We start from the raw sequence: 18,299 nt of genomic DNA on the forward strand, positions 1-18,299 counted from the left end.
CCGACCTTGCTCGACGCGGGTGGTGATCTGGCGGAGCCTGTCGATGCCGGCGCGCCCGCCTTACGTCATGGCGACGACGACCTTGCCGGCCTTCGCGCGGCCCTTTTCGACGTACTCCATGGCCTGGAGGGTCTGGTCGAACGGGAAGACGCGGTCGATGACGGGGCGGATCTTCCCTGTGTCGATGAGGGGAGTGAGTTCGCGGAGTTGGTCGCCGCTGGCCTTCATGAACAAGAAGGAGTACGTCACGCCGAGGCGCTTGGCCTGACGTCGGGTCTTGAAGCTGAGCGCGGTCATGGCCAGGCGGAGGACCGGGTTCGTGCCGAGTTCGCGGGCGAAGTCCGGGTCGGGCGGGCCCGCGACGGAGATGGCCGTGCCGCCGGGCTTGAGTACGCGCAGGGATTTGGCGAGGTTTTCGCCGCCGAGGCTGTCGAGGACGACGTCGTAGCCGTCGAGGAGGGTGGCGAAGTCCTGCGTGCGGTAGTCGATGACTTCGTCGGCGCCGAGTTCCTTGGCGAGGTCGACGTTGGCGGTGCTGACGGTGGTGGCCACGTGCGCGCCGAGCGCTTTGGCGAGCTGGACGGTGATGGAGCCGAGGCCGCCGGCGCCCGCGTGGATGAGGACCTTCTGGCCCGGCTGTACGTGGGCCCGCTCGGCCAGAGCCTGCCACGCGGTCAGCGCGACCAGGGGGAGGGAGGCGGCCTCGGTCATGGTGAGTGTGGCGGGTTTGGCCGCCAGGTCGTCCTGGTGGACGGCGAGGAGTTCGGCGAAGGTGCCGATGCGGTCCTTGTCGGGCCGGGCGTAGACCTCGTCACCCACCGTGAAGCGGGTGACGGACGGTCCGACCCGGACGACGGTCCCCGCGAGGTCGTTGCCCAGGACGAGCGGGAGACGGTAGGGCATGAACAACTTGAAATCACCGTTGCGGATCCTGATGTCCAGCGGGTTGACGCCCGCCGCGTGGATCTTGACCAGGACGTCGTCGGGGCCCACCTGCGGGTCGGGTACCTCGGCGGCGCGCACGGTGGTCGCGTCACCGTACTTCTCGACCATGAAAGCCCTCATCGTCGTCTCCGTTCCGTGTCCCGTCCGTGGAAGGGCGGGGTCTCCGCTCGCCCCGGGCTTCTCCCAGTACGAACTAGTTTGTGTTGTCTTTCTGGGTGTGGCGCGGGCGCACTGCGTCCTCAGCCGCGTTCACCCATCAGGCCACCGGCACGACCGGGGCAGTGATCCGGTCGGCGGCGCCTCCCTGGAGGCGGTCCAGGGAGGCGGCGATCCCCTCGTAGGGACGCCGAGCGGCGCCGCGCTGACCTCCGGCCAGTCGGGTGTACTGCTCATCGGTCAGCTGGACGTCGAGGGCGCCGAGGTAACTGTCGAGCTGGGAGAGGCTGCGCAGGCCGATGATCGGGACGAGCGGTGAGGGGTGAGCGTCAGCCTGCGGTCTGCTGGGGTGCCGCGGACAGGCTCTGCTTGACGTACCGGCTGGTCTCGTCGGCGAGGATCTCGGGCAGGCCGGTCTCGATGCCGTACAGGGCCTGGGCTGCGACGTCGGCGGCGGCGACTTTCTGGTCGGCGGGCACGCCGGCGGCCATGTCGGTGTCCATGTAGCCGACGTGCAGCGCCGAGACGGTGATGCCGCGCGGTGCCAGCTCCTCACGGGTCGCGTCGCTCAGCGCCCAAGCGGCGGCCTTGGAGGCCGCGTAGGAGCCGAGGCCGGCCGGGTGGAACCAGGACAGGGCGGACAGGACGTTGAGTACGGAGCCGCCGCCGTTGCTCTCGATGACCGGGGCGAAGGCCCGGGTGGCGGCGAGCGGGCCGAAGAAGTTGGTCTCCATCTCCCGACGTACCTCGTCCAGGTCGCCGCCGACCAGCGTCGCACCGGTGGAGATGCCCGCGTTGTTGATCAGCAGCGTCGCATCGGAAGCAATGCGGGCGGCCTCCCGTATCGACTCCTGGTCCGTCACGTCGAGGCGCAGTGGGGTGACGCCCGGCAGGTCGACCGTCTCGGGGCGGCGGGCCGCCACATAGACCTTCGCTCCGTGCTCGACGAGCTGGGCGGCCAGGTGCCGTCCGAGGCCCCGGTTGGCGCCGGTGACGACCGCGACCGCGTTCTTGAGTTCCATGTCTGCTCCTGGTGATGGCGGGTGCCGTCGGCCGCCCGCAGTAAATTAGATTATGCATCCAATCTAAACACGGGTCTATGATAGATGCCAGTTGACATCCAAACGGGAGGTGGTCATGAGCCGCGTATCGCAGGCGCAGGCGGAGGAGAATCGAAGGCGGGTGGTGGATACGGCATCGCGGCTGTTCCGGGGTCAGGGCACCCACGTCAGCGTCGCCGAACTCATGAAGGCGGCGGGTCTGACCCACGGCGGCTTCTACAAGCAGTTCGCCTCCAAGGAGGCGCTCGTCGACGAGGCCACGGCCCATGCCTTCGAGGAGCTCGCCCGGCGCTACGCGGTCGAGCTCCAGCGGTACGACGGGCGGCGGGATGCCGCGCAGCGGGCCCTGATCGACGCCTACCTCTCCGTCGAACACCGTGACGACGCGGCGGACGGCTGCCCGGTCGCAGCCCTCGCCGTCGACGTCGCACGCGGGGGCGAGGATCGCGAGGCCCGCCGCGTCTACACGGAGGGCGTGGTCGACTTCGCCGCGTTCCTCGCCTCCACCGGGGACGAGGAAGGGGGCGAGGGCGGGGACGGTATCGCCCGGCTGTGCACCTTGTTCGGCGCGCTGGTCCTGTCCCGGGCCACCAAGGGCTCCCCGCTCTCCGAGGAGATCCTCACCGCCGCGCACGCGGCCCTGACAGAAGCCCGCTGACCGGGGTCGGGGCCCCGGACACCGCGCGGCGTGTGCGCGCCGGTCGCACCCACCGTCGAACATCGCGGGCACCCCGGCGAGGGGCCGTGATTGCCCCGTCGGCCGTAGCGCTGCGGTTGGGGTGTCGCCGGCGTCAGCGCGGCAGCACGACCGCCAGCTGGTCTCGGATGTCATGCAGGATCTCGTCGACGCTCGCGGCTGCGTTCACGCTTGCCGCCATCGAGAGGAACAGCACGGCGGACACGACGCGCGCCGGCATCGCTCTCGCCGAGCCGCCCGGCGCGGCCCAGGGCAGCGGCGACGGCCTCCTCGGTGCGCGCGGTGATGACGAGGGCCTGGTGGTGGCGGGGCTCGGTGGGGTCACCGAAGACCATCTCGCGCAGGTAGACGCGCCCGTTACCGACATGGGCGCGGTTGCATGCGACGACCGGTCGGACGATCGCCATCACCGCACCCAGGGCGTCGGGTGCATTCTCGGCCTCCGCCCGGCCTTACTCCAGGGCTTCGGCGTACAGGGAGTATCTGACGGCTACCGACCGTGACCAGTGCTCATGATCACCCGGAATGCTCAGAAGCTGCTCATGATCATGCGGAAATGCTCGCGATTCTGCGGAACCTACAACACGCGTGTAGGATCCGCGACTTCGTGAGCAGCGAACCCTGCGAAAATGCTTGATTCCGCGCATGGTGAGCACTGCCTGCGCCGCCTGATCATGAGCAGGATCCCTTGGCCGGGTGGCCTCTGCCGTCACCGCGAGTGACCTTCGAGCGTGGAACCGGCTGACAGTTGGGAGCGTTGCCCGGGCGCCGTGATGGCAGGCTGAGGGCTGTGTGGGGCGCTCCGGGACAGGCGGCACACACTTACGGGGTGGAATCGAGGGAACACTCACTCCATGGACATCTCTATTGTGCTCAATGTGCTTGCTTTGATGATCTCCGTTTGCGCGCTCACCATGTCTATTACGGTGGCGCGCCGGCAGCTAAATCTGGCGCACAACTCGAATCTATTGCCGGTCATGATTGACGCCTTCAGGGAAACCCGCAGCACTGCCTTTCTGAGTTCAATGCACTACATTCGCGAAGAACTGTCAGCACACCCTGCGGATGATGGGTATAGGAACCTTCCCCAGGAAGCGCAACTGCACATCCGCCGCGTCGGCCTGTTCTATGACGACATTGGCAAACTGGTAGCCCATGGCATAGTCGAAGAGAGCCTTATTTTTGGTGCGTATGGTGGCGCAATCGCTAGAATTTGGGATACTTTGGCACCCTTCGTTTATGCAGAGAGGCAGAAATATCACAACTTGACCATGTTCTACTTCGAGGACCTGGCAAGCCGGGCGAGCCCAGACGCCATGCAAGAGGTCCACAGGACCCTTGGACTAGGCCGTCGCCCCCCAGCTCAGGGGTAAAGCTGACCAAAAATGGCCCTTCGGGACCGGACGCTTCAGGCCCCGGACTCCGAGTAGCGGATCGGTCAGGTCAGGTCATCGGTGGCTATTGCCGGGGTCCAGCGCAATGGCGACGTTGTGTGCGGGCAGCCTTCGCGAGTGAGGCTAGGAATCGCCTTGTGGTGGTTGTCAGCTCGCTTTGGAAAGGTCAGTCGCATCCTCCGGGCCTGAAAGCGGGCGGTCACAGACTTTCCGGAACTCGTCCTCGCTTGCGGCCAGAGCTGCCATCCAGACCTCATCCGACGTAGCAGCTGGAACTTCGAACTGCTCGATCAAGAGGCGGATGACCGCCTCCAGAGGGATGCGCCCGGTGGGGAAGTGCACGGACTGCAACTGCTTGCCACGGGAAAGCACACTTTGACTCAGATCCCCGTGAACATTGAGGTGCGCCCGAGGGTGTCGGTCCTTCTGTTCCCTAGTGTAGTCATAACGGAAGATTTCCGCTTGATCTCCTTCGTGTGCTTGGTATTGGAACGAGGACACAGGGACCGCGAGATGATTATTCGTGGTGATCCTCACCGTCATTGTGATGCGGAGGTAGCAGCCATTGTTGAGTGGAATGGTGTTCAGGTCGGGGTCTTGTGACCGCCCAACAAGGAGCCTGGTTCGACTATCAGGGATCCAACTCTGGTTGAACCCGACACGTCCGCCGACGTCCATGACCGTCAGGACCAGTAGCTTCTGAATCAGCTCGCGGAATGCGTCGAAGCGTTTCTGCTGTCGTCCTTGACCATGGCACGTCTGAGTGAGCGAACGGACCTCTGCACACTCTTCAGCCGCGGTGCCCACGATCGTCAGTCCTGGAAGGCTGGGTCGTCCGCCGGCAATAGTTCCAGCAGCTGGAGGACGTCCCCGAGTACCCCGGCGTCTTCGACCCCAGCTCCGCGAAACTCCGCGAGGATCGTGTCGCCAGACTTATGGCACCGATTCTTGGATGCCCAATCGAGTCGGCGCATGATGTCGTCACGCGTCAGGACTTGGCCAGCGTCGTTGTCTGGTCGCATGGTGGTGGCCTTCCTGCGATCCCCGACTACTTTCAAGCGTACGTCCGTCAGTCAGCTCCTGCACGCGGCAACGGCTGCTTAGGAGTTCCAGAGGCCGCCTCTGACCAGTTACCGCTTATGTTGGATGATCACGAGCACCATGCCCCTGGACTTCTTTGGCAGCTACGCCGTGCAGCGCCTGCCGTCCTCGGCTCCCCAGATGCTTCGACAACAGGGCGTCGTGGATGGGCTCCCTGGGGGCCGTCCGATGGGGTGGCGTACCGAAGGTTGTAGCGGAAGCAGCCGCAGTATTCTGGCGGTCGGAGCATCCGGGGGGGGGGCTTCGCCGCCCGGCAACGCGCGCTCTCTCGACGAGCACGGGAGGTGCGGGGCGGTATCGGTCCCAGGCAAGAGCGTCGACGGCTTCGACCAGCACGGGGAACGGGTCACCGCGCACTTCTCGGACGAGACCTCCGGTGAGTACTGCTGATCGGCGCGGACGCCGTTGGCAGTCCGCTACTGACCGTCACCACTGCCCATGATCACGCGGAAATGTCCAAACCGTGCCCATGATCACGCGGAAGTGTCCACGGAATCGCGGACCCTACAACCGCTGTAGGGGCCGCGTCTCTGTGAGCAGTGACTCCTGCGGAGATGGCATTCTCCGTGCGCGATGAGCATTGCTCGAGGGCGTGGATCATGAGCAGAATCCCTCAGCAGCGTACCGCTGGCCGTTGCTGTGCGTAACGCTCGCTGTCTTCGGTCTTCCGCCGAAGGTGCGTGAGAATGTCGGCAAGATGTGCGGAGAGCAGGGGATTTGGGGCATCACAGGGTCCTTCCATGAATGGCACGAGTGGTGGATGGACAATGATCCGGAAGATCCCCGGTTTTGCTAACCGGGGATCGTGAGGTAAAGGTGGCAAGGTCCGTGATTTCATGAGCTGAACCCTGCAGGACCGTCGGAGCCCGTGCTCGGCGAGCGCTGAGCGCGCTGGCAGCGGGGAGCAGTCAGAGACACCGTCGCCCGATGCTGCTCACGGTCAGTAGCCGGTCTGTCCCGGAGCAAGTCACGCCCGGGGTGGCCCTTAAGGGATCTAGAGTTCCGCGACATCGGGCTGATGACCGTCACTTGATCGCGAGCTCCTGCATACCAGAGGCCGACCCAGGACGCGGGACGTGAAGCGAGTCATCCTCTACGGTGGTGATGAATCCACAGGCCGGGGGGCGAGCTGCATGGGGCGACCGAGGGGCACAACCGGCAGGCTGTACTTCGGCCGTGATGACGCCGAGCACGACATGGCCGACGGCCTGTTGCGTGAGGGCTTCCTGCCAACCGCCGCGTACGAGGCCGTGCTCTCCGGGCGGAAGACCCTCGTCATCGGGCGCAAGGGCGCCGGCAAGAGCGCGATCTGCATGCGGCTGACCACAGATGGCGAGCATGCGGGAGACACCGTCCTGCTCACGCCGGACGACGCGGCGGGCGACGAGATCCGCAGATTCGAGTTGCAAGGGCTCACCGGTCGCAGCTCCAAGTCGCTAATTTGGCGGTACGTCTTCGCTGTCCACACCGCCCGACATGTCATTGCCCATGCCACCGAGCGGCATGGGCGGCGGCATCCGGCCTCGGTGCGTGCCCTGCGAAAGTTCCTGCGCGCCAACGGGGAGGAGAGCGAAGCCCAGCTATACGACAGACTGGCGAGCGGCACCCGCGGGCTGCAAACCTCGTTATCGCTGGAGGCGTTCGGGGTTAAGGCGGCGCTGGACATGAGTGGTTCTTCCGAGGGCACCAGAGCCTCCGTACAGCTCGAGGTCCTAGAGGGGGGCGTCGCCCGCGCGCTGAAGGAACTCGACTGCGCCGACGCGCACGGTCCCCTACTGGTGCTGGTTGATCAGTTGGAGCAGGTCTGGTCCAATGCTCCGGACAGCAAGGATATGGTGATGGGCCTGCTGCTGGCAGGTAAACATGTGTCGGGGGCATACGGCAGAGCGGTGCGCTGTGTGCTGTTCTTACGCGCAGACATCTACGACGTGCTCGAGTTCACCGAGGGTGACAAGTATCGCGGCGACGAGGTCCGTATCGAATGGACCCCCGAGCACCTCAGAGAGCTGGCGCTGACTCGGGCCTCCGTGTCGCTGGGGCGGCGGCTGACGCCGGAAGAACTGTGGCAGCAGCTGTTCCCGCTGAGCGTAGCGGGTGTGCCTACGGCGGACTACCTCTTCTCCCGGTCGCTCGCGCGGCCCCGAGATGCGATCCAATTCCTCAACCTGTGCCGCGACAAAGCGGTGGAACGCGGACACACGAGAAGCATCTCTCCAGACGATGTCACCGGGGCCACGCGGCAGTTCTCCGAATGGAAGCTTCAGGACCTCGCGCGTGAGTATCTGGTGAACTTCCCCTTCCTTAGCAGGATCTTCGCCATCTTCCAGAACACCGGCTACGTGGTCATGAAGGCTGCGCTGCGGAGCCGTTTCGACGAGCACCGTGAGGCACTGCATGCCCGGTTCCCCGAGTACAGCGACACGCTCACGGTGGACGGGGTCATCGACGTACTTTTCGCCGTGAACTTCCTCGGGGTGCGGCGCGGCAGCGAGGTGGTCTACACGGGGGAGGCGCACGTATCAGTGCAGCCCCATGAGACCGAATTCCATATCCACCCCTGCTTCCGCCCGGCGCTCAACGCGCTCAGTTCCACCGAACTGCACCCCTATGTACCGCGTCAGCGGGATGTCTTCATCACCGGCGACCAACATGTGGCCGGTCTCGCGGTACGCGGTTCCCAGGTTGGCGCGACTATGGGTTTCCCGGTGGGCCGCGACTTCGTCATGGTTGAGTCACTAGTCGACTCCTGCGAACGCATCAGACGCCAGCTCGGACGGGCGAACCTACCTTCACAGACAGCCTTTGAAATCTCGGTTCAGGTGGGCCACGTAGCGGACGATGCCTCCCAACTGCTCGCCCGCATGCAGCAAGGGGAAGTGCGGGATGCCGTCAGCCATGTGGTGGCTGCCACCAACTACCTCAACACCCTGGCCACCCAACTTGTGGAGAACGGGATGGACAGGGGCACCGGCGTGCGTAGCGTAGTAAACCGCATCCAGGACGAGACGCGTGCTCTGGGACGGATGCTTGGCGGCGGACACTACGGATAACAGGCCGATCAGACATAGGGGGCTCCACATGCAGACTCGTCCCCGTACCGCATCGGCGCCGTGGGTAACCTTCGCTCGCTACGGCCTCTGCTCGGCTCCGTACCGCCAACCTGGACGGTACGGAGCATCCGTTACCCGCCCAAACGAAAAGGGCGAAAAGAAACCTCACAGTGAAGGCTGCTGCACGTAGTCGCTGCTCATGGTCACGCGGAAACGCTCACGAAACTGCGGAACCTACAACGCGTCTAGGGACCGTAGCTTCGTGAGCACTGGGTCCTGCGGCGATGGAGGTTTCCGCACGAGATGAGCACCGCGCGACGGTACGGATCATGAGCAGGATGCCTGAGCGGGGGCCATCGGGGGTTGCTCTGCATAGCGATGGTTCTGTGCCCACCGCCGGTCGGGCGCGAGGATGTCTTCGGGCATGTACGGCGGGCAGGTGGCTTGGGGCATGAGGAGGTCCTTCCACGGACTGAACGGGGGGCGGTGGAAGGGCAATGACCCGGATGTTCCCCGGTTTCGCTAACCAGGGATCCGCTGCTATAGGTGGCAACGAGTGTGTCAGCCAGTCAGTCGGGCATGGCCCGAAGAAGCCCCTTGAGGTCGTTCAGGGTGTGTAGCGTGCCAGGCATCCCAGATCCCGCGCCGGATTCTGCCCCGTTGCGGAACATCGAGGTCTTGACTGCGAGCCTTAGGCTCGGACTTCCGCAACGGTCGGTAGCGGCAGTTGTGTGGTCGTCATGTCTGAGCCTCGCGAAAGCTCGGCTACGCCAGCCGAACCGAAATGATCGCACGACGGGTCAACCGCTGAGCTCGCCGTTTGTTATTGACAACTACTGGATGTCACCACTGTCCAAGATCACGTGGCGGGGTGTCAGCGTCGCGCGTGGCATGGCGCGCGACTCGACGGGGACAGCGGCATCCTGCCTGTCCAAGTGCCCTCTCGGGACTCTGAGATCGCTGAGCGCAAGGAGGGATATCGTAAGCGTGCGCTGTTACGGCTCGTGGCGTAGCACCCCGAACTGGAGCGCCTGCGCGGTGGGTTGCCGACGGTGCCGTACGCGCCTGCTCAACCCGGAAGAGGCTCCTGCTCCTGAAGCCAATTCAGGAGGGTGCTGAGTAGCGAAAGTAAGGTCAGACGTTGATGCCGAATTCTTGCGCGATACCGACCAGGCCGGAGGTGTACCCGCGACCGACGGCTCGGAACCTCCATTCCGTACCACGTCGATAGAGCTCACCCAAAATTACTGCGGAGACGTTGGAGCTTGCCCCGGGGAACGAGTAGTGGGTTATCTCGTGGTCGCCTGATGGGTTGATGACCCGGATGGACGCTTGGTGAATATCGTCGAAGGTCTGCTGCCGGTTAGCGGCATCGTAGATTGATGCTAAAAAAACGATCTTTGTGACTTCGGCTGGGACGGTGACGAGGTCGACTTTGATCCTTTCTTCGGAGGCCATTCCCGCAGTGAGGTGTTCGACCGAACCCTCTGGGCTCGTGCGGTTATTGAAGAATACGAAGTGCTGGTCGGATATCACTCTCCCTTTGGCGCCAACCAATATGGCACTGGCGTCAACATCGAAGTCTGGACCCGCTGGCGTCCGCACGTCACAATTCAGCACAACGATTACGGTTGTGAGGTCCGGCGCCTTGGTGGTCAGCGAGACCTTGCCCCCCTTCTCAAGCCGCGTGCTGCCAGCTTGGCAGGATGGTGCGGAGAGTGATGGGTGCTGGATGTTGAGTGCGGTGGCCCGTAGCCGAACGGCGGTGGCAACGGGTTCGGGTAGCCAGCCACCTTCAGCGAGGCTCATAGCTACGGCTTGCCTACCTCCGTGGGTCACAGCTAGCTGTTCCAGCAGCTCTGGTACGGAGAGCCGTCGGGAGGGGTCTTTGGTCAGACACTTTGCCACTACGGCCCGCAGACTGTTTGGTACTCGCTGCAGATCGGGCTCTTCATACACGGCGCGGAAGTTCACAGCATGGGCCAGGCCGGAGCCGAAGGGACCGGCTCCGGTGGCGGTGAACACCAGGACCGAGCCCAATGAGAAGACGTCGCAGGCCGGAGTGACTGGATTGCCGGTGATCTGCTCCGGCGACATGAAGCCTGGCGAGCCCACCACCATGCCACTCCGTGTCAGAGCGCTGGCCTCGTCGGCGACCGAGATGCCGAAGTCGATGACTCGGGGCCCGTCAGCAGCGAGCAGTACATTAGAGGGCTTTAGGTCTCGGTGGACCACTCTGGCGGCATGAACAACCTCCAAGGCTTCGGCCAACCCCGCGCCTAACGCCAGTACTCGCTCCTGTGGCCAGGGACCGTGGGTGGCAACCGCCTCTCCGAGTGAGATACCCGGTACGTACACGGTCGCTAGCCAGGCCGGGGACCCGTGCGGGTCTGCGTCAATCACTCCTGCGGTGAAGGCTCCATTCACCCGGCGGGCCGCCGTGATCTCCCGAGCAAATCGGTGCCGGAAGCCGGTGTCGTCGGCCAGATCGGGGCGTACAACCTTCACGGCTACCGGCCGCCCACCTCGTGAGCGCCCTAGGTAGACCCGCCCCATGCCGCCGGCGCCTAGCCGCGCGACTATTCGGTACGGCCCGACCTGGTCCGGATCCCCTGCCTGCAAGGCTTCGAAAACCGTCATTGTGCCCCCGTTGTGCAGCTTGCCGTCAACTCGCCGTTGGACGGATCGAGGTGGCCGTGGATGGTCTCCTCGGCCAGCGGCCCAAACACCCGGTCCGCGTCGTCCTGGGTCTTGTCGCACGGTCGGCCTCGGCCGGGCTCCAGCCGGTCCGCCCGGTGCGTGCACTCACCCACCGCCTTGCGTACACGTCGTCGCGTCCGGTGAACAGAGCCCGGAGCAGAGTGATCTTCGCCACGGTGCCGGACGAGGGGCCGGCGCACGGAAGCCCGCCGCCAGCACCAAGGACGGGGGCACCGGCATGGGGTCGGCTGCGGCCGACGGCGCGGGGGCCGGGCATGGCGGTTGGCCTAGGCGCGCCCTCAGGCGTGTGTTGTTTGTCTTCAGCAGGGCGAGCTCCGCGTTCTCCTGCAGGGCGGCGTTGAGACATGCGCAGCTCATTGGGGTCGTTGCCATCAGACCAGTCCTCCACGCCCCTCATGATCCAGCCTGCAGGTGGATCGTGCGGTGAGATCCGTCAGGTTCGCTAATATACGTCGGCTGATGCTGAGGGCTCTTGCGCGTCAAGGAGCTGGAGCAGGCGCCTGGCCTCATTGAGGAGGGTTCGGCCGCGGGGCGTCACCCTGACCGGCCGCTTGCGGTGGTTGAACACGGCGAATCCGGCGGCGCCCTCAACCAGGCGAAGGTGGGCGTTGAAGGTCGTCCTGGGGATGCCGAGGGCGAGGGCTGCCGAGCGGCGTGTTGGGTATCCCGGCACCAGTACCGCGCTTCGCAGGGCGGTCAGGCTGTTCTGGCGGATGCTGATGCGGCGCATGGCCGGCGAGAGCTTCACTGGCAATCCGTCGAACGGATTCGTGTGGATGCGTGGCGGAGGGGTGTGGCCGCTGGCGGGGTGCCGGGGGATCTCCCATGCGTCGAGGAGCTTGGTGATGCTGTTGCCGCCGGTGTTGAGTTCCCGTCCGATGTCCGCGGCCGTGCGCCTCTTGACGTAGTACTCGGTCGCGAGCCAGGCGGGGTCGACGGACCGGGCGAGTTCACCGGCGGCGCGGCGCGGCCGGAGCGGGATGGCGGCCTCTTTCAAGGAGTAGCGGACGATATCGGGGCTGCATCCGGCGACTTCGGCGATGTCCTTCTGCTGCATCCCCCGTTCCACATAGAGGTGGCGCAGGCGATCGGGTGCAAGGTCACCTTGCCGGGGAGTGAGGTGCCCCGGCCCTCGGGGTTCGGGCGGTTTCGGGGCGCTGACTCCTCGGCTCTCCAGCAGCAGCCGCAACTGGTGCATCGTCAGGCCGAGCTCGCTGGCCACATCGCCGGCGCTCGGCCCCGGCTGCAGCAGCGCGGCCAGGCGGTCCACGGTGACGTCCAGCGGGGCGACGGGCAGCGCGATCCCGTCGAGCCAGTCGTCGGGCGGCTCCCACCACACCGGCTCCTTGATCTTGCGGGCGGCGAGGATCGCAGCGGCCTGATCAGCGAAGAAGGCACGCAGATCGGGATGCAGCCGGTAGGTGAAGCGGTGAGCCCATGCGGGCGGGTGGTTGCCCCGGTGGGGCTCGGCCCCCAGCAGCAAGCGGCGCACCTGCCAGCGGGCCCGCTCCCGATGTACTGGTGTGAACTGGCGGCTGCCGAAGCTGCGACAGATCTCCCGGTGCCGCCACTCGTCGAGGCACAGATCGACGCTCTCGTCGGCGAACAGGGCCCGACGGCGTGCGTAGTTGATCGGGACGGTATGCGTGTCGACGACGTGCGCGAAGTGCGCCAGCGTGCTGGCGATGTGGTCCTCGTCTACGAAGGCCAGCAGCGCCTCCTGCTGGCTACGGAAGTGGCTGTTGTCCATGAGCCGGGTTGCTTCCCGGTGCCCGATTGGGCCTGCGGGGATCAGCATCAGGTTCACGCAGGCGCGGCGGATGCCGCCGATCCGCGGCTGGTGGGCGGCCTTGGCCGGCAGCAGCCGCAGCGTCCAGGACGCCCAGAGCATCCCGGGCAGCTTCGCCGCCCGCTGGCTCACCTGCGCTTCGGTGAGCGCGGGAGGGGCGGCATCGGGGGTCGCCGTCCGGTAGCGCAGCCGGGCCTTGAGGGTGAGCTGTCCGTCCGAGGCTTTGAGGATCCGCGAGATCACGCGTGGCCCGGCCGGCCTCCAGTTCCCCAGATCCGAGGTCGGGTGATCGCGGGGGATGCCGATGGGCTGCCCGTTGCCGCGGTGCAGCCAGGCGAACAACTCGTCGAAGGCAGGGTGTTCAGGGTCTGTGGCGATGACGGCCAGGGCTGTGCCGACGGCGATGTTGTGCGCGTCATGCACTTCCTGGGTGGCGGCGACCCGGGGTGTGGTCCCGCCGCATTCTTCAAGGACCTGACCGACCACGGGTGGCGCCAGCTCGAGTTGCGCCTGGATGCCGCGCAGGGCCCGGCGGCCCAGGAACGACAGCTCGCCGCCGCGCTGGCGTGCAGCGGGGCCGTGGTGGTCGGCGAGCACGGAGGTGTCCACCGCGTGCTGGGCTGCGAGGACCGCCCCGTTCGTGGGCAGGCGGACCGCTGGTGCGTGGGCGAGGGGGAAGTCGCAGCGGACGTCCTGGCCCCGCTGGATGATCCAGGAGCGGCAGGTTTCCGGCGGCGGCACGACGCGGTGCCGGCCGCGGGTGGCCACGGGCGGGGCGTTGCCGCACTGGGGACACAGGTCGAGCAGCAGCAGGCTGTGCCGGGTGCAGGCGAAAACCCAGCCAAGGCGCCAGCGCACCTGCCACCGTGCCTGCTGCTCGTTCAGGCAGGCCGGGCAGTACCGGGAGGTGTTGCCGTAGTGCCGCCAGGTGGGCGGACACCGCAGGCGCCGTGTGACCGGGTCGATGCGCACGAGGGAGCCGTCGTAGGGCTCCAGGGTCATCGCCCTCAGCTGCCCGGCCCCGATCCCGGTGCGGCGCTGGAGCACCTCGCCTTCGTCCTCGGTCAGGCGGCGGACCATCGTGCGCGCGGACGAGCGCGGCAGACCGAGATAGTCGACGAAGTCCAAGGTGTTGATCCGAAGCCGTTGTGCGTACCGCTCCAGCCAGCTGTCCAGGGCCTCCCCCGGGACCGGTGCCACGGCGATGGGGATGCGCTCCTCACTCCAGCCCGTCATGCCGACTTCCTCCGGTGTCGTGGACCCTGGTTGGGCCGTGTGGTCTTGAGGCCGGCCTTGATCTCGGCTTCCAGTTCCTTGCGGGCCTCCTCGGCCGCGGCATCGTTCTTCACCTGGTTCATCAGCTCCTCGTCCAGGCGCTCGTGCCCGCTGCGGATCGCGCGCAGGCAGCCGCGGTTGATCAGCGACATCAGCGAGGCGAAGTGCCCGGTGGAGCGGGCGAAGAGGTAGTCCGAAAGGTCCTCGGCGAGCATGCCGGGGTGCTTCTCGGCCAGGACCAGTTTCTGCTCGATCGTCTTGAGCAGCTGACGCCACTGCAGGCGGCCCTCGTCGTCATCGACCTGGAAGGGCGCCAGCGTCAGCGCCGTGGTGCGCCGCCCGAACTGGGCGAGCGGGCTCTCCCTCGGCGAGAAGCCCTCGTGGAGGATGCCGCGCTCCTGGACGCCTACCCCGACGTAGATCAAGGTGACGGGGAAGACGTTGGAGAGGTACTTGAGCTGGTTGGCCATGCGGACCGAGTTGGACTTCGAACCGGCCAGGAAGTGGATGTCGTCGATGATCATGGCGACGGTCTTCATCGACAAGACCGCGTCCACGGCCCGCTCGGCCAGCGTGTCCGCGTCGCCCTTGACGGGCAGCCCGTAGAACCGGCAGATCGCCGCGTTCAGGCCGCGGATCTGCGTGTTGCCGCTCAGTGCGATGTAGATGACCGGCACCCGGCGGGCACCGGCCGCGGTGGTGTCCCCGCGCAGGTTCACCTGCCGTTTGAACAGGTCACAGCCGTACGCACGTACCGCCGTGCTCTTACCGAGCCCCGGGTGGGCGTCCACTAGGGCGGCCGGTTTGGTCTTGTTGCCGTCCTGCCGGTTCGCTTCGACGATCTCCCGCAAATCCGCGTGCAGAGCTAGCAGTTGCGGAGTGTCGATGGGGCCGATGTTGGCGTGCCAGACCTCCCGGTTGTCGTTATGCACCGATCGCGCCCGCGGCGACAGCTCAGCGAGCTGGGCCCGGCTCAGCTGCTCCGGCCGGATCCGGTCAGGGCCGTAGACCTCCTGCAGCCATCCGGCCAGCCGGGTCGGACTGTACTGGCGGTCGTCGCCCTCGAACGGCGCGGGGCCGTCGGCCTTACTCAACGGCTCTCCCAGACATCGGCGTAGTACTCATCCTCATCGACCAGGCCCGCAGTCTCCTCGTCTGCCGGGACTGCCTCGCACTCCTCGTCCTCGTCGTCGTCCCCGCCCAGGTCCTCATCCGCAGGCACGACCACCACCTGCAGATCAGGTGCCGTCCTTCGGCCTGTTCCCACGTTTGGCGAGCTGAGCTCCGCCAGACGGCGCACGGAAGGAAGCTCGTCGATCTCGTCGACTCCGGAACCGTCTCCGCCCATCAGGCGCAGACGGTCCTGCGACAAGCGCACCGCCATGCGCCGCTCGGCCCGATCCACGGTCAGCCCGGCACCCCAGCGTTCCAGCAACTCGATCAGGGCGCGTTTGGTGTCCGGGAAACGATGCGTCTTGGCTGCGATCCGGCGTGCGTACTTCAATGCCTCCAAGCTGGCCGGCCCGTTAAGGGCCGGGGCGTGCTCCCAGTCCAGCGTGTGCCACAGGTGAGACTGCCCCGGATCCTGGAAGTAGATCTTCCTGATGTCGGCGCGATCCACGGCGACGGGCCATTTCCCGGCGTGCTCGCCGCGGTGCGGGCTGATCCGATTGCGGTAGTCGTCGAGCCCGTCACCGTTGTAGCGCAGCCCATTCATCTCCACCCCGTAGTGGTGGATGGGGCGCCACTCCTCTTCCAAGAACTCGAACGCGAGCCCCGGCCTGGACGGGATACGCAACGGCCCCGCCCGGTTCACGCCGTGCTCGAACATCTCCAGAGGGCTCAGCTTCAGACCCGGGACCTCCGGAACCGTCAGCCCTCGGTGGTGCCGCCTGTGATAGATCAAGGTGATCCACTCACGGATGATCATCTCAAGCTCGTCCAGGAAGAAGTACGCCTCCTCCTCCACTTTCTCTCCCCGGCTGTGCACGTCTGGCCCCTTGTAGCCGGGAAGCGCCGCCAGAAGCCCCTGGTTCAACGTTTTGAACCACCGCTCCACCGGCTTGTCGGTCGGCGTATAGGGGCGAGCCGGCTGCAGCGAGATGTCGAGCTTCGCGCTGACGCTCGCGATGTGGTTCGAGACGTAGATCCGGCCGTGGTCATAGATGATCGTCTCTGCCGCGACCGCGGGCAGCAGCGGCTGCCCCTGCGCGTCCACCAGCTTCTCCGCGTCGAACACCACCGTGGAAGGAACCCCGCAGTACGGAAGCGGCTCACCCGTTCCAGCAGACGACACCTCCCGCGGTCGGATCGTCTCGAACAGAACACCGGCCACGTCGGTCGACTTCGTCGACACCGGCGTCAGACGCAACCCGGTGATCACCTTGCTGTAGAGGTCCATGGCGACAGTGAGTTCGCACTGCACCCACCGGCAGGTCACCGGCTCCATTGCGAAGACATCCAGGCTGTTGGTGTCCAGCACGACGTACTCACCTGGCCGCGCGGCCCGCAGCTTGCCGAAGACCCCTTGCGGACGGTTCGCGATGGACCGCTTCCCCTTCGTGCTGCCCTGGAACGCGTTCGTCCCCCGACCGAGTTCCTTCAGCAGCGCATAGCCCGTGGTCTGCTTCGGAATGCTCACCTCATCACGGCCGTACTTCTTGGCCAGCCGTTCTTCGATCTCCATCAGCACCAGGCCACGAACCGGGCGGCTGGACTTCTCCAGACTCCCGATCACCGTGCGTGCCATCTCCAACCAGCGCGGATCGGCCCGATCCAGCACGCCTTTGGGCTGGCGCTTGCTCACCAGCCCGGCCGGCCCGTCCCGCTCGACCTTGGACACCCATCGCCGGACCGTCGCTGGGTCGACTCCGAGCTCGGCGGCCTTTGCCCGGTACCGGTGCATCAAAGGCACCTCTGGCGCATAGTCCGGCCGTGGCTCACCCTCCAAAGCCAGCTCGGAAGAACCCAGTTGAAAGCCGAAGCGAACCTCCTGCACATGCCGGAACCGAACGGTGAGCGCATCGTCCTCCGCACTACTGAGGCCGCCCACCAACGCTGCGGCCGCCGGCTCCGCAGGCGAGGTCTCCACCAGGAACTCGGTAGAGGGGTGTGCCAGCAGCACCGACAAGTCGACCTGCCGCCACGTGGGGCGGCCCTCTGCCGACATGTGCTGAAGGAGGATGCGGCGGCCCTCGATCTCCGCGATCGTGAACTGCTCGCCGTCATAGGTGAGTGGCAGGCCAGTCCGCAGAGTCGTTGTCCAGGCGTTCACAGTGACCTCCGCAGGACCCAGTCGCCACTCAGCGGGCGGGATAAATCAGTGGTCAGCCGCCCAGACCACACCAGCGCCAAAAGAGCTGGTCGCGCCTCGTGGTCGGGGCGCCCAGATGCCAGCCGTCGCTCGGCCACACCCAGTCGGTCACCGTCCTGCACGCTTTCCCAAGCACGCTCGATCTCGGCCTCCGGCACCACGCCCGGGCGACGGTAGGCCGCGAGGAACCGGACGTTCTCCAGGACCACCCGGTCCGCCCCGGACCAGATCTCGTACTCCCAACCGTGCCGTTCGACCAGTTCACCCGGCCAGGCCAACGCCTCCGTGATCTTCGGATCCTTGAGCCGATCCGCGGGCTTGACGTTCACCACCCGCACCGCTCCCGACTCCATGATCAGCAGGAAGTCCGGCACGTGCCGCCGTACCCGATCGCCAACCCGAGCGGTCAGGTGGCACGGCTGGGCATGGATTCCCCGCACGGCAGGATCCATGTCGGCCAGGAGCAGCCGTGCCAGCTCCAAGCGGCTCTCATAGACCACGGGCCCGGCCATAGTTGCCGACGCGTACCGCCCTGAGTAGTGCGCTTGGCCGTGGACGGAACGAAACTTCCGCCATGGAACCGACCATGTGAAATCCGCCAAACGCAGATCCTTGAACGGGACCTTGCGCACCGACGCGTCGTTGTAACGCACCGAGGCCATCGGCTGTTTGTACTTCCCGCGGACCTGGGCTGGACTCGGAATAGCCATAGGGCGGAAGCTAGTTACCGTGCGGAGTCAGTGCGCACAGAGCCTTGAAATTGCGCATCGGGTGCGCATTTCACGGGTACAGTGCGC

At 66.0% G+C, this 18,299-nt stretch carries 13 protein-coding genes; 4 read left to right on the top strand and 9 right to left on the bottom strand.

Translation table 11 applies throughout. The annotated features are described in order from the left end of the window. Window positions 1-60 precede the first annotated feature (60 nt). Window positions 61-1,065, bottom strand: a complete 1,005-nt coding sequence (locus DMA15_RS30160; RefSeq protein WP_125515873.1) for an NADP-dependent oxidoreductase — start codon at window positions 1,063-1,065, stop codon at window positions 61-63. Between DMA15_RS30160 and DMA15_RS36835 the strand changes: the two genes are divergently transcribed. Further along, a complete protein-coding gene (locus DMA15_RS36835) occupies window positions 1,052-1,420 on the top strand; it encodes a hypothetical protein (protein ID WP_164551648.1) in 369 nt (122 codons plus the stop codon). The two genes, DMA15_RS30160 and DMA15_RS36835, sit on opposite strands and share 14 nt — an antisense overlap. A gap of 10 nt (window positions 1,421-1,430) precedes the next feature. Here the strand turns inward: DMA15_RS36835 and DMA15_RS30170 are convergent, their stop codons facing one another. Next, window positions 1,431-2,123 (bottom strand): SDR family oxidoreductase, encoded by a 693-nt coding sequence (locus DMA15_RS30170; protein ID WP_125515874.1) that lies wholly within the window; start codon window positions 2,121-2,123, stop codon window positions 1,431-1,433. 115 nt (window positions 2,124-2,238) lie between these two features. Here DMA15_RS30170 and DMA15_RS30175 point away from each other — a divergent pair, with 115 nt between their 5' ends. Beyond that, window positions 2,239-2,820, top strand: a complete 582-nt coding sequence (locus DMA15_RS30175; protein WP_125515875.1) for a TetR family transcriptional regulator — start codon at window positions 2,239-2,241, stop codon at window positions 2,818-2,820. A 170-nt stretch (window positions 2,821-2,990) separates the two neighbouring features. Here the strand turns inward: DMA15_RS30175 and DMA15_RS30180 are convergent, their stop codons facing one another. Next, window positions 2,991-3,266 carry a hypothetical protein gene (locus tag DMA15_RS30180; protein WP_125515876.1) on the bottom strand — a complete coding sequence of 92 codons (276 nt, stop codon included), beginning with the start codon at window positions 3,264-3,266 and terminating at the stop codon, window positions 2,991-2,993. A 447-nt stretch (window positions 3,267-3,713) separates the two neighbouring features. Between DMA15_RS30180 and DMA15_RS30185 the strand changes: the two genes are divergently transcribed. Next, on the top strand, window positions 3,714-4,232 hold the full coding sequence (locus DMA15_RS30185) for a hypothetical protein (RefSeq protein ID WP_125515877.1): 519 nt from the start codon (window positions 3,714-3,716) through the stop codon (window positions 4,230-4,232). A gap of 168 nt (window positions 4,233-4,400) precedes the next feature. On the opposite strand, the gene DMA15_RS30190 is transcribed toward DMA15_RS30185, so the two are convergent. After that, entirely contained in the window at window positions 4,401-5,060 is a 660-nt protein-coding gene (locus tag DMA15_RS30190) for a hypothetical protein (protein ID WP_125515878.1), read from the bottom strand. Between the two features lie 1,370 nt (window positions 5,061-6,430). Here DMA15_RS30190 and DMA15_RS30195 point away from each other — a divergent pair. Then, window positions 6,431-8,404 (top strand): hypothetical protein, encoded by a 1,974-nt coding sequence (locus tag DMA15_RS30195; protein WP_346428931.1) that lies wholly within the window; start codon window positions 6,431-6,433, stop codon window positions 8,402-8,404. Between the two features lie 1,134 nt (window positions 8,405-9,538). Here DMA15_RS30195 and DMA15_RS37700 read toward each other — a convergent pair. The 5 genes from DMA15_RS37700 to DMA15_RS30220 form a co-directional block, all read right to left on the bottom strand. Beyond that, window positions 9,539-11,044 carry a TerD family protein gene (locus tag DMA15_RS37700; protein ID WP_125515879.1) on the bottom strand — a complete coding sequence of 502 codons (1,506 nt, stop codon included), beginning with the start codon at window positions 11,042-11,044 and terminating at the stop codon, window positions 9,539-9,541. Between the two features lie 523 nt (window positions 11,045-11,567). Next, complete coding sequence (locus tag DMA15_RS30205) at window positions 11,568-14,150, bottom strand: TniQ family protein (protein WP_125515880.1); 2,583 nt, start codon at window positions 14,148-14,150, stop codon at window positions 11,568-11,570. After that, the gene (locus DMA15_RS30210) at window positions 14,147-15,283 is read right to left on the bottom strand and encodes an AAA family ATPase (protein ID WP_125515881.1); all 1,137 of its coding nucleotides are present in this window, start codon (window positions 15,281-15,283) and stop codon (window positions 14,147-14,149) included. Before DMA15_RS30210 ends, DMA15_RS30205 begins: the two co-directional genes overlap by 4 nt. Then, a complete protein-coding gene (locus DMA15_RS30215; protein WP_125515882.1) occupies window positions 15,280-17,463 on the bottom strand; it encodes a DDE-type integrase/transposase/recombinase in 2,184 nt (727 codons plus the stop codon). Before DMA15_RS30215 ends, DMA15_RS30210 begins: the two co-directional genes overlap by 4 nt. After that, window positions 17,460-18,164, bottom strand: coding sequence for a TnsA-like heteromeric transposase endonuclease subunit (locus tag DMA15_RS30220; RefSeq protein WP_125515883.1), 705 nt, complete (start codon window positions 18,162-18,164; stop codon window positions 17,460-17,462). Before DMA15_RS30220 ends, DMA15_RS30215 begins: the two co-directional genes overlap by 4 nt. Window positions 18,165-18,299 lie beyond the last annotated feature (135 nt).

It is taken from the genome of Streptomyces sp. WAC 01529, from assembly GCF_003945545.1.
Taxonomy (GTDB): Bacteria; Actinomycetota; Actinomycetes; order Streptomycetales; family Streptomycetaceae; genus Streptomyces; species Streptomyces anatolicus.

Bases quoted from the DNA above. Each gene is read 5' to 3' on its own strand.
- DMA15_RS37700 (WP_125515879.1), bottom strand. From the start codon at position 11,044: ATGACGGTTTTCGAAGCCTTGCAGGCAGGGGATCCGGACCAGGTCGGG.
- DMA15_RS30170 (WP_125515874.1), bottom strand. From the start codon at position 2,123: ATGGAACTCAAGAACGCGGTCGCGGTCGTCACCGGCGCCAACCGGGGC.
- DMA15_RS36835 (WP_164551648.1), top strand. From the start codon at position 1,052: ATGAAAGCCCTCATCGTCGTCTCCGTTCCGTGTCCCGTCCGTGGAAGG.
- DMA15_RS30160 (WP_125515873.1), bottom strand. From the start codon at position 1,065: ATGAGGGCTTTCATGGTCGAGAAGTACGGTGACGCGACCACCGTGCGC.
- DMA15_RS30205 (WP_125515880.1), bottom strand. From the start codon at position 14,150: ATGACGGGCTGGAGTGAGGAGCGCATCCCCATCGCCGTGGCACCGGTC.
- DMA15_RS30220 (WP_125515883.1), bottom strand. From the start codon at position 18,164: ATGGCCTCGGTGCGTTACAACGACGCGTCGGTGCGCAAGGTCCCGTTC.
- DMA15_RS30180 (WP_125515876.1), bottom strand. From the start codon at position 3,266: ATGGCGATCGTCCGACCGGTCGTCGCATGCAACCGCGCCCATGTCGGT.
- DMA15_RS30185 (WP_125515877.1), top strand. From the start codon at position 3,714: ATGGACATCTCTATTGTGCTCAATGTGCTTGCTTTGATGATCTCCGTT.
- DMA15_RS30175 (WP_125515875.1), top strand. From the start codon at position 2,239: ATGAGCCGCGTATCGCAGGCGCAGGCGGAGGAGAATCGAAGGCGGGTG.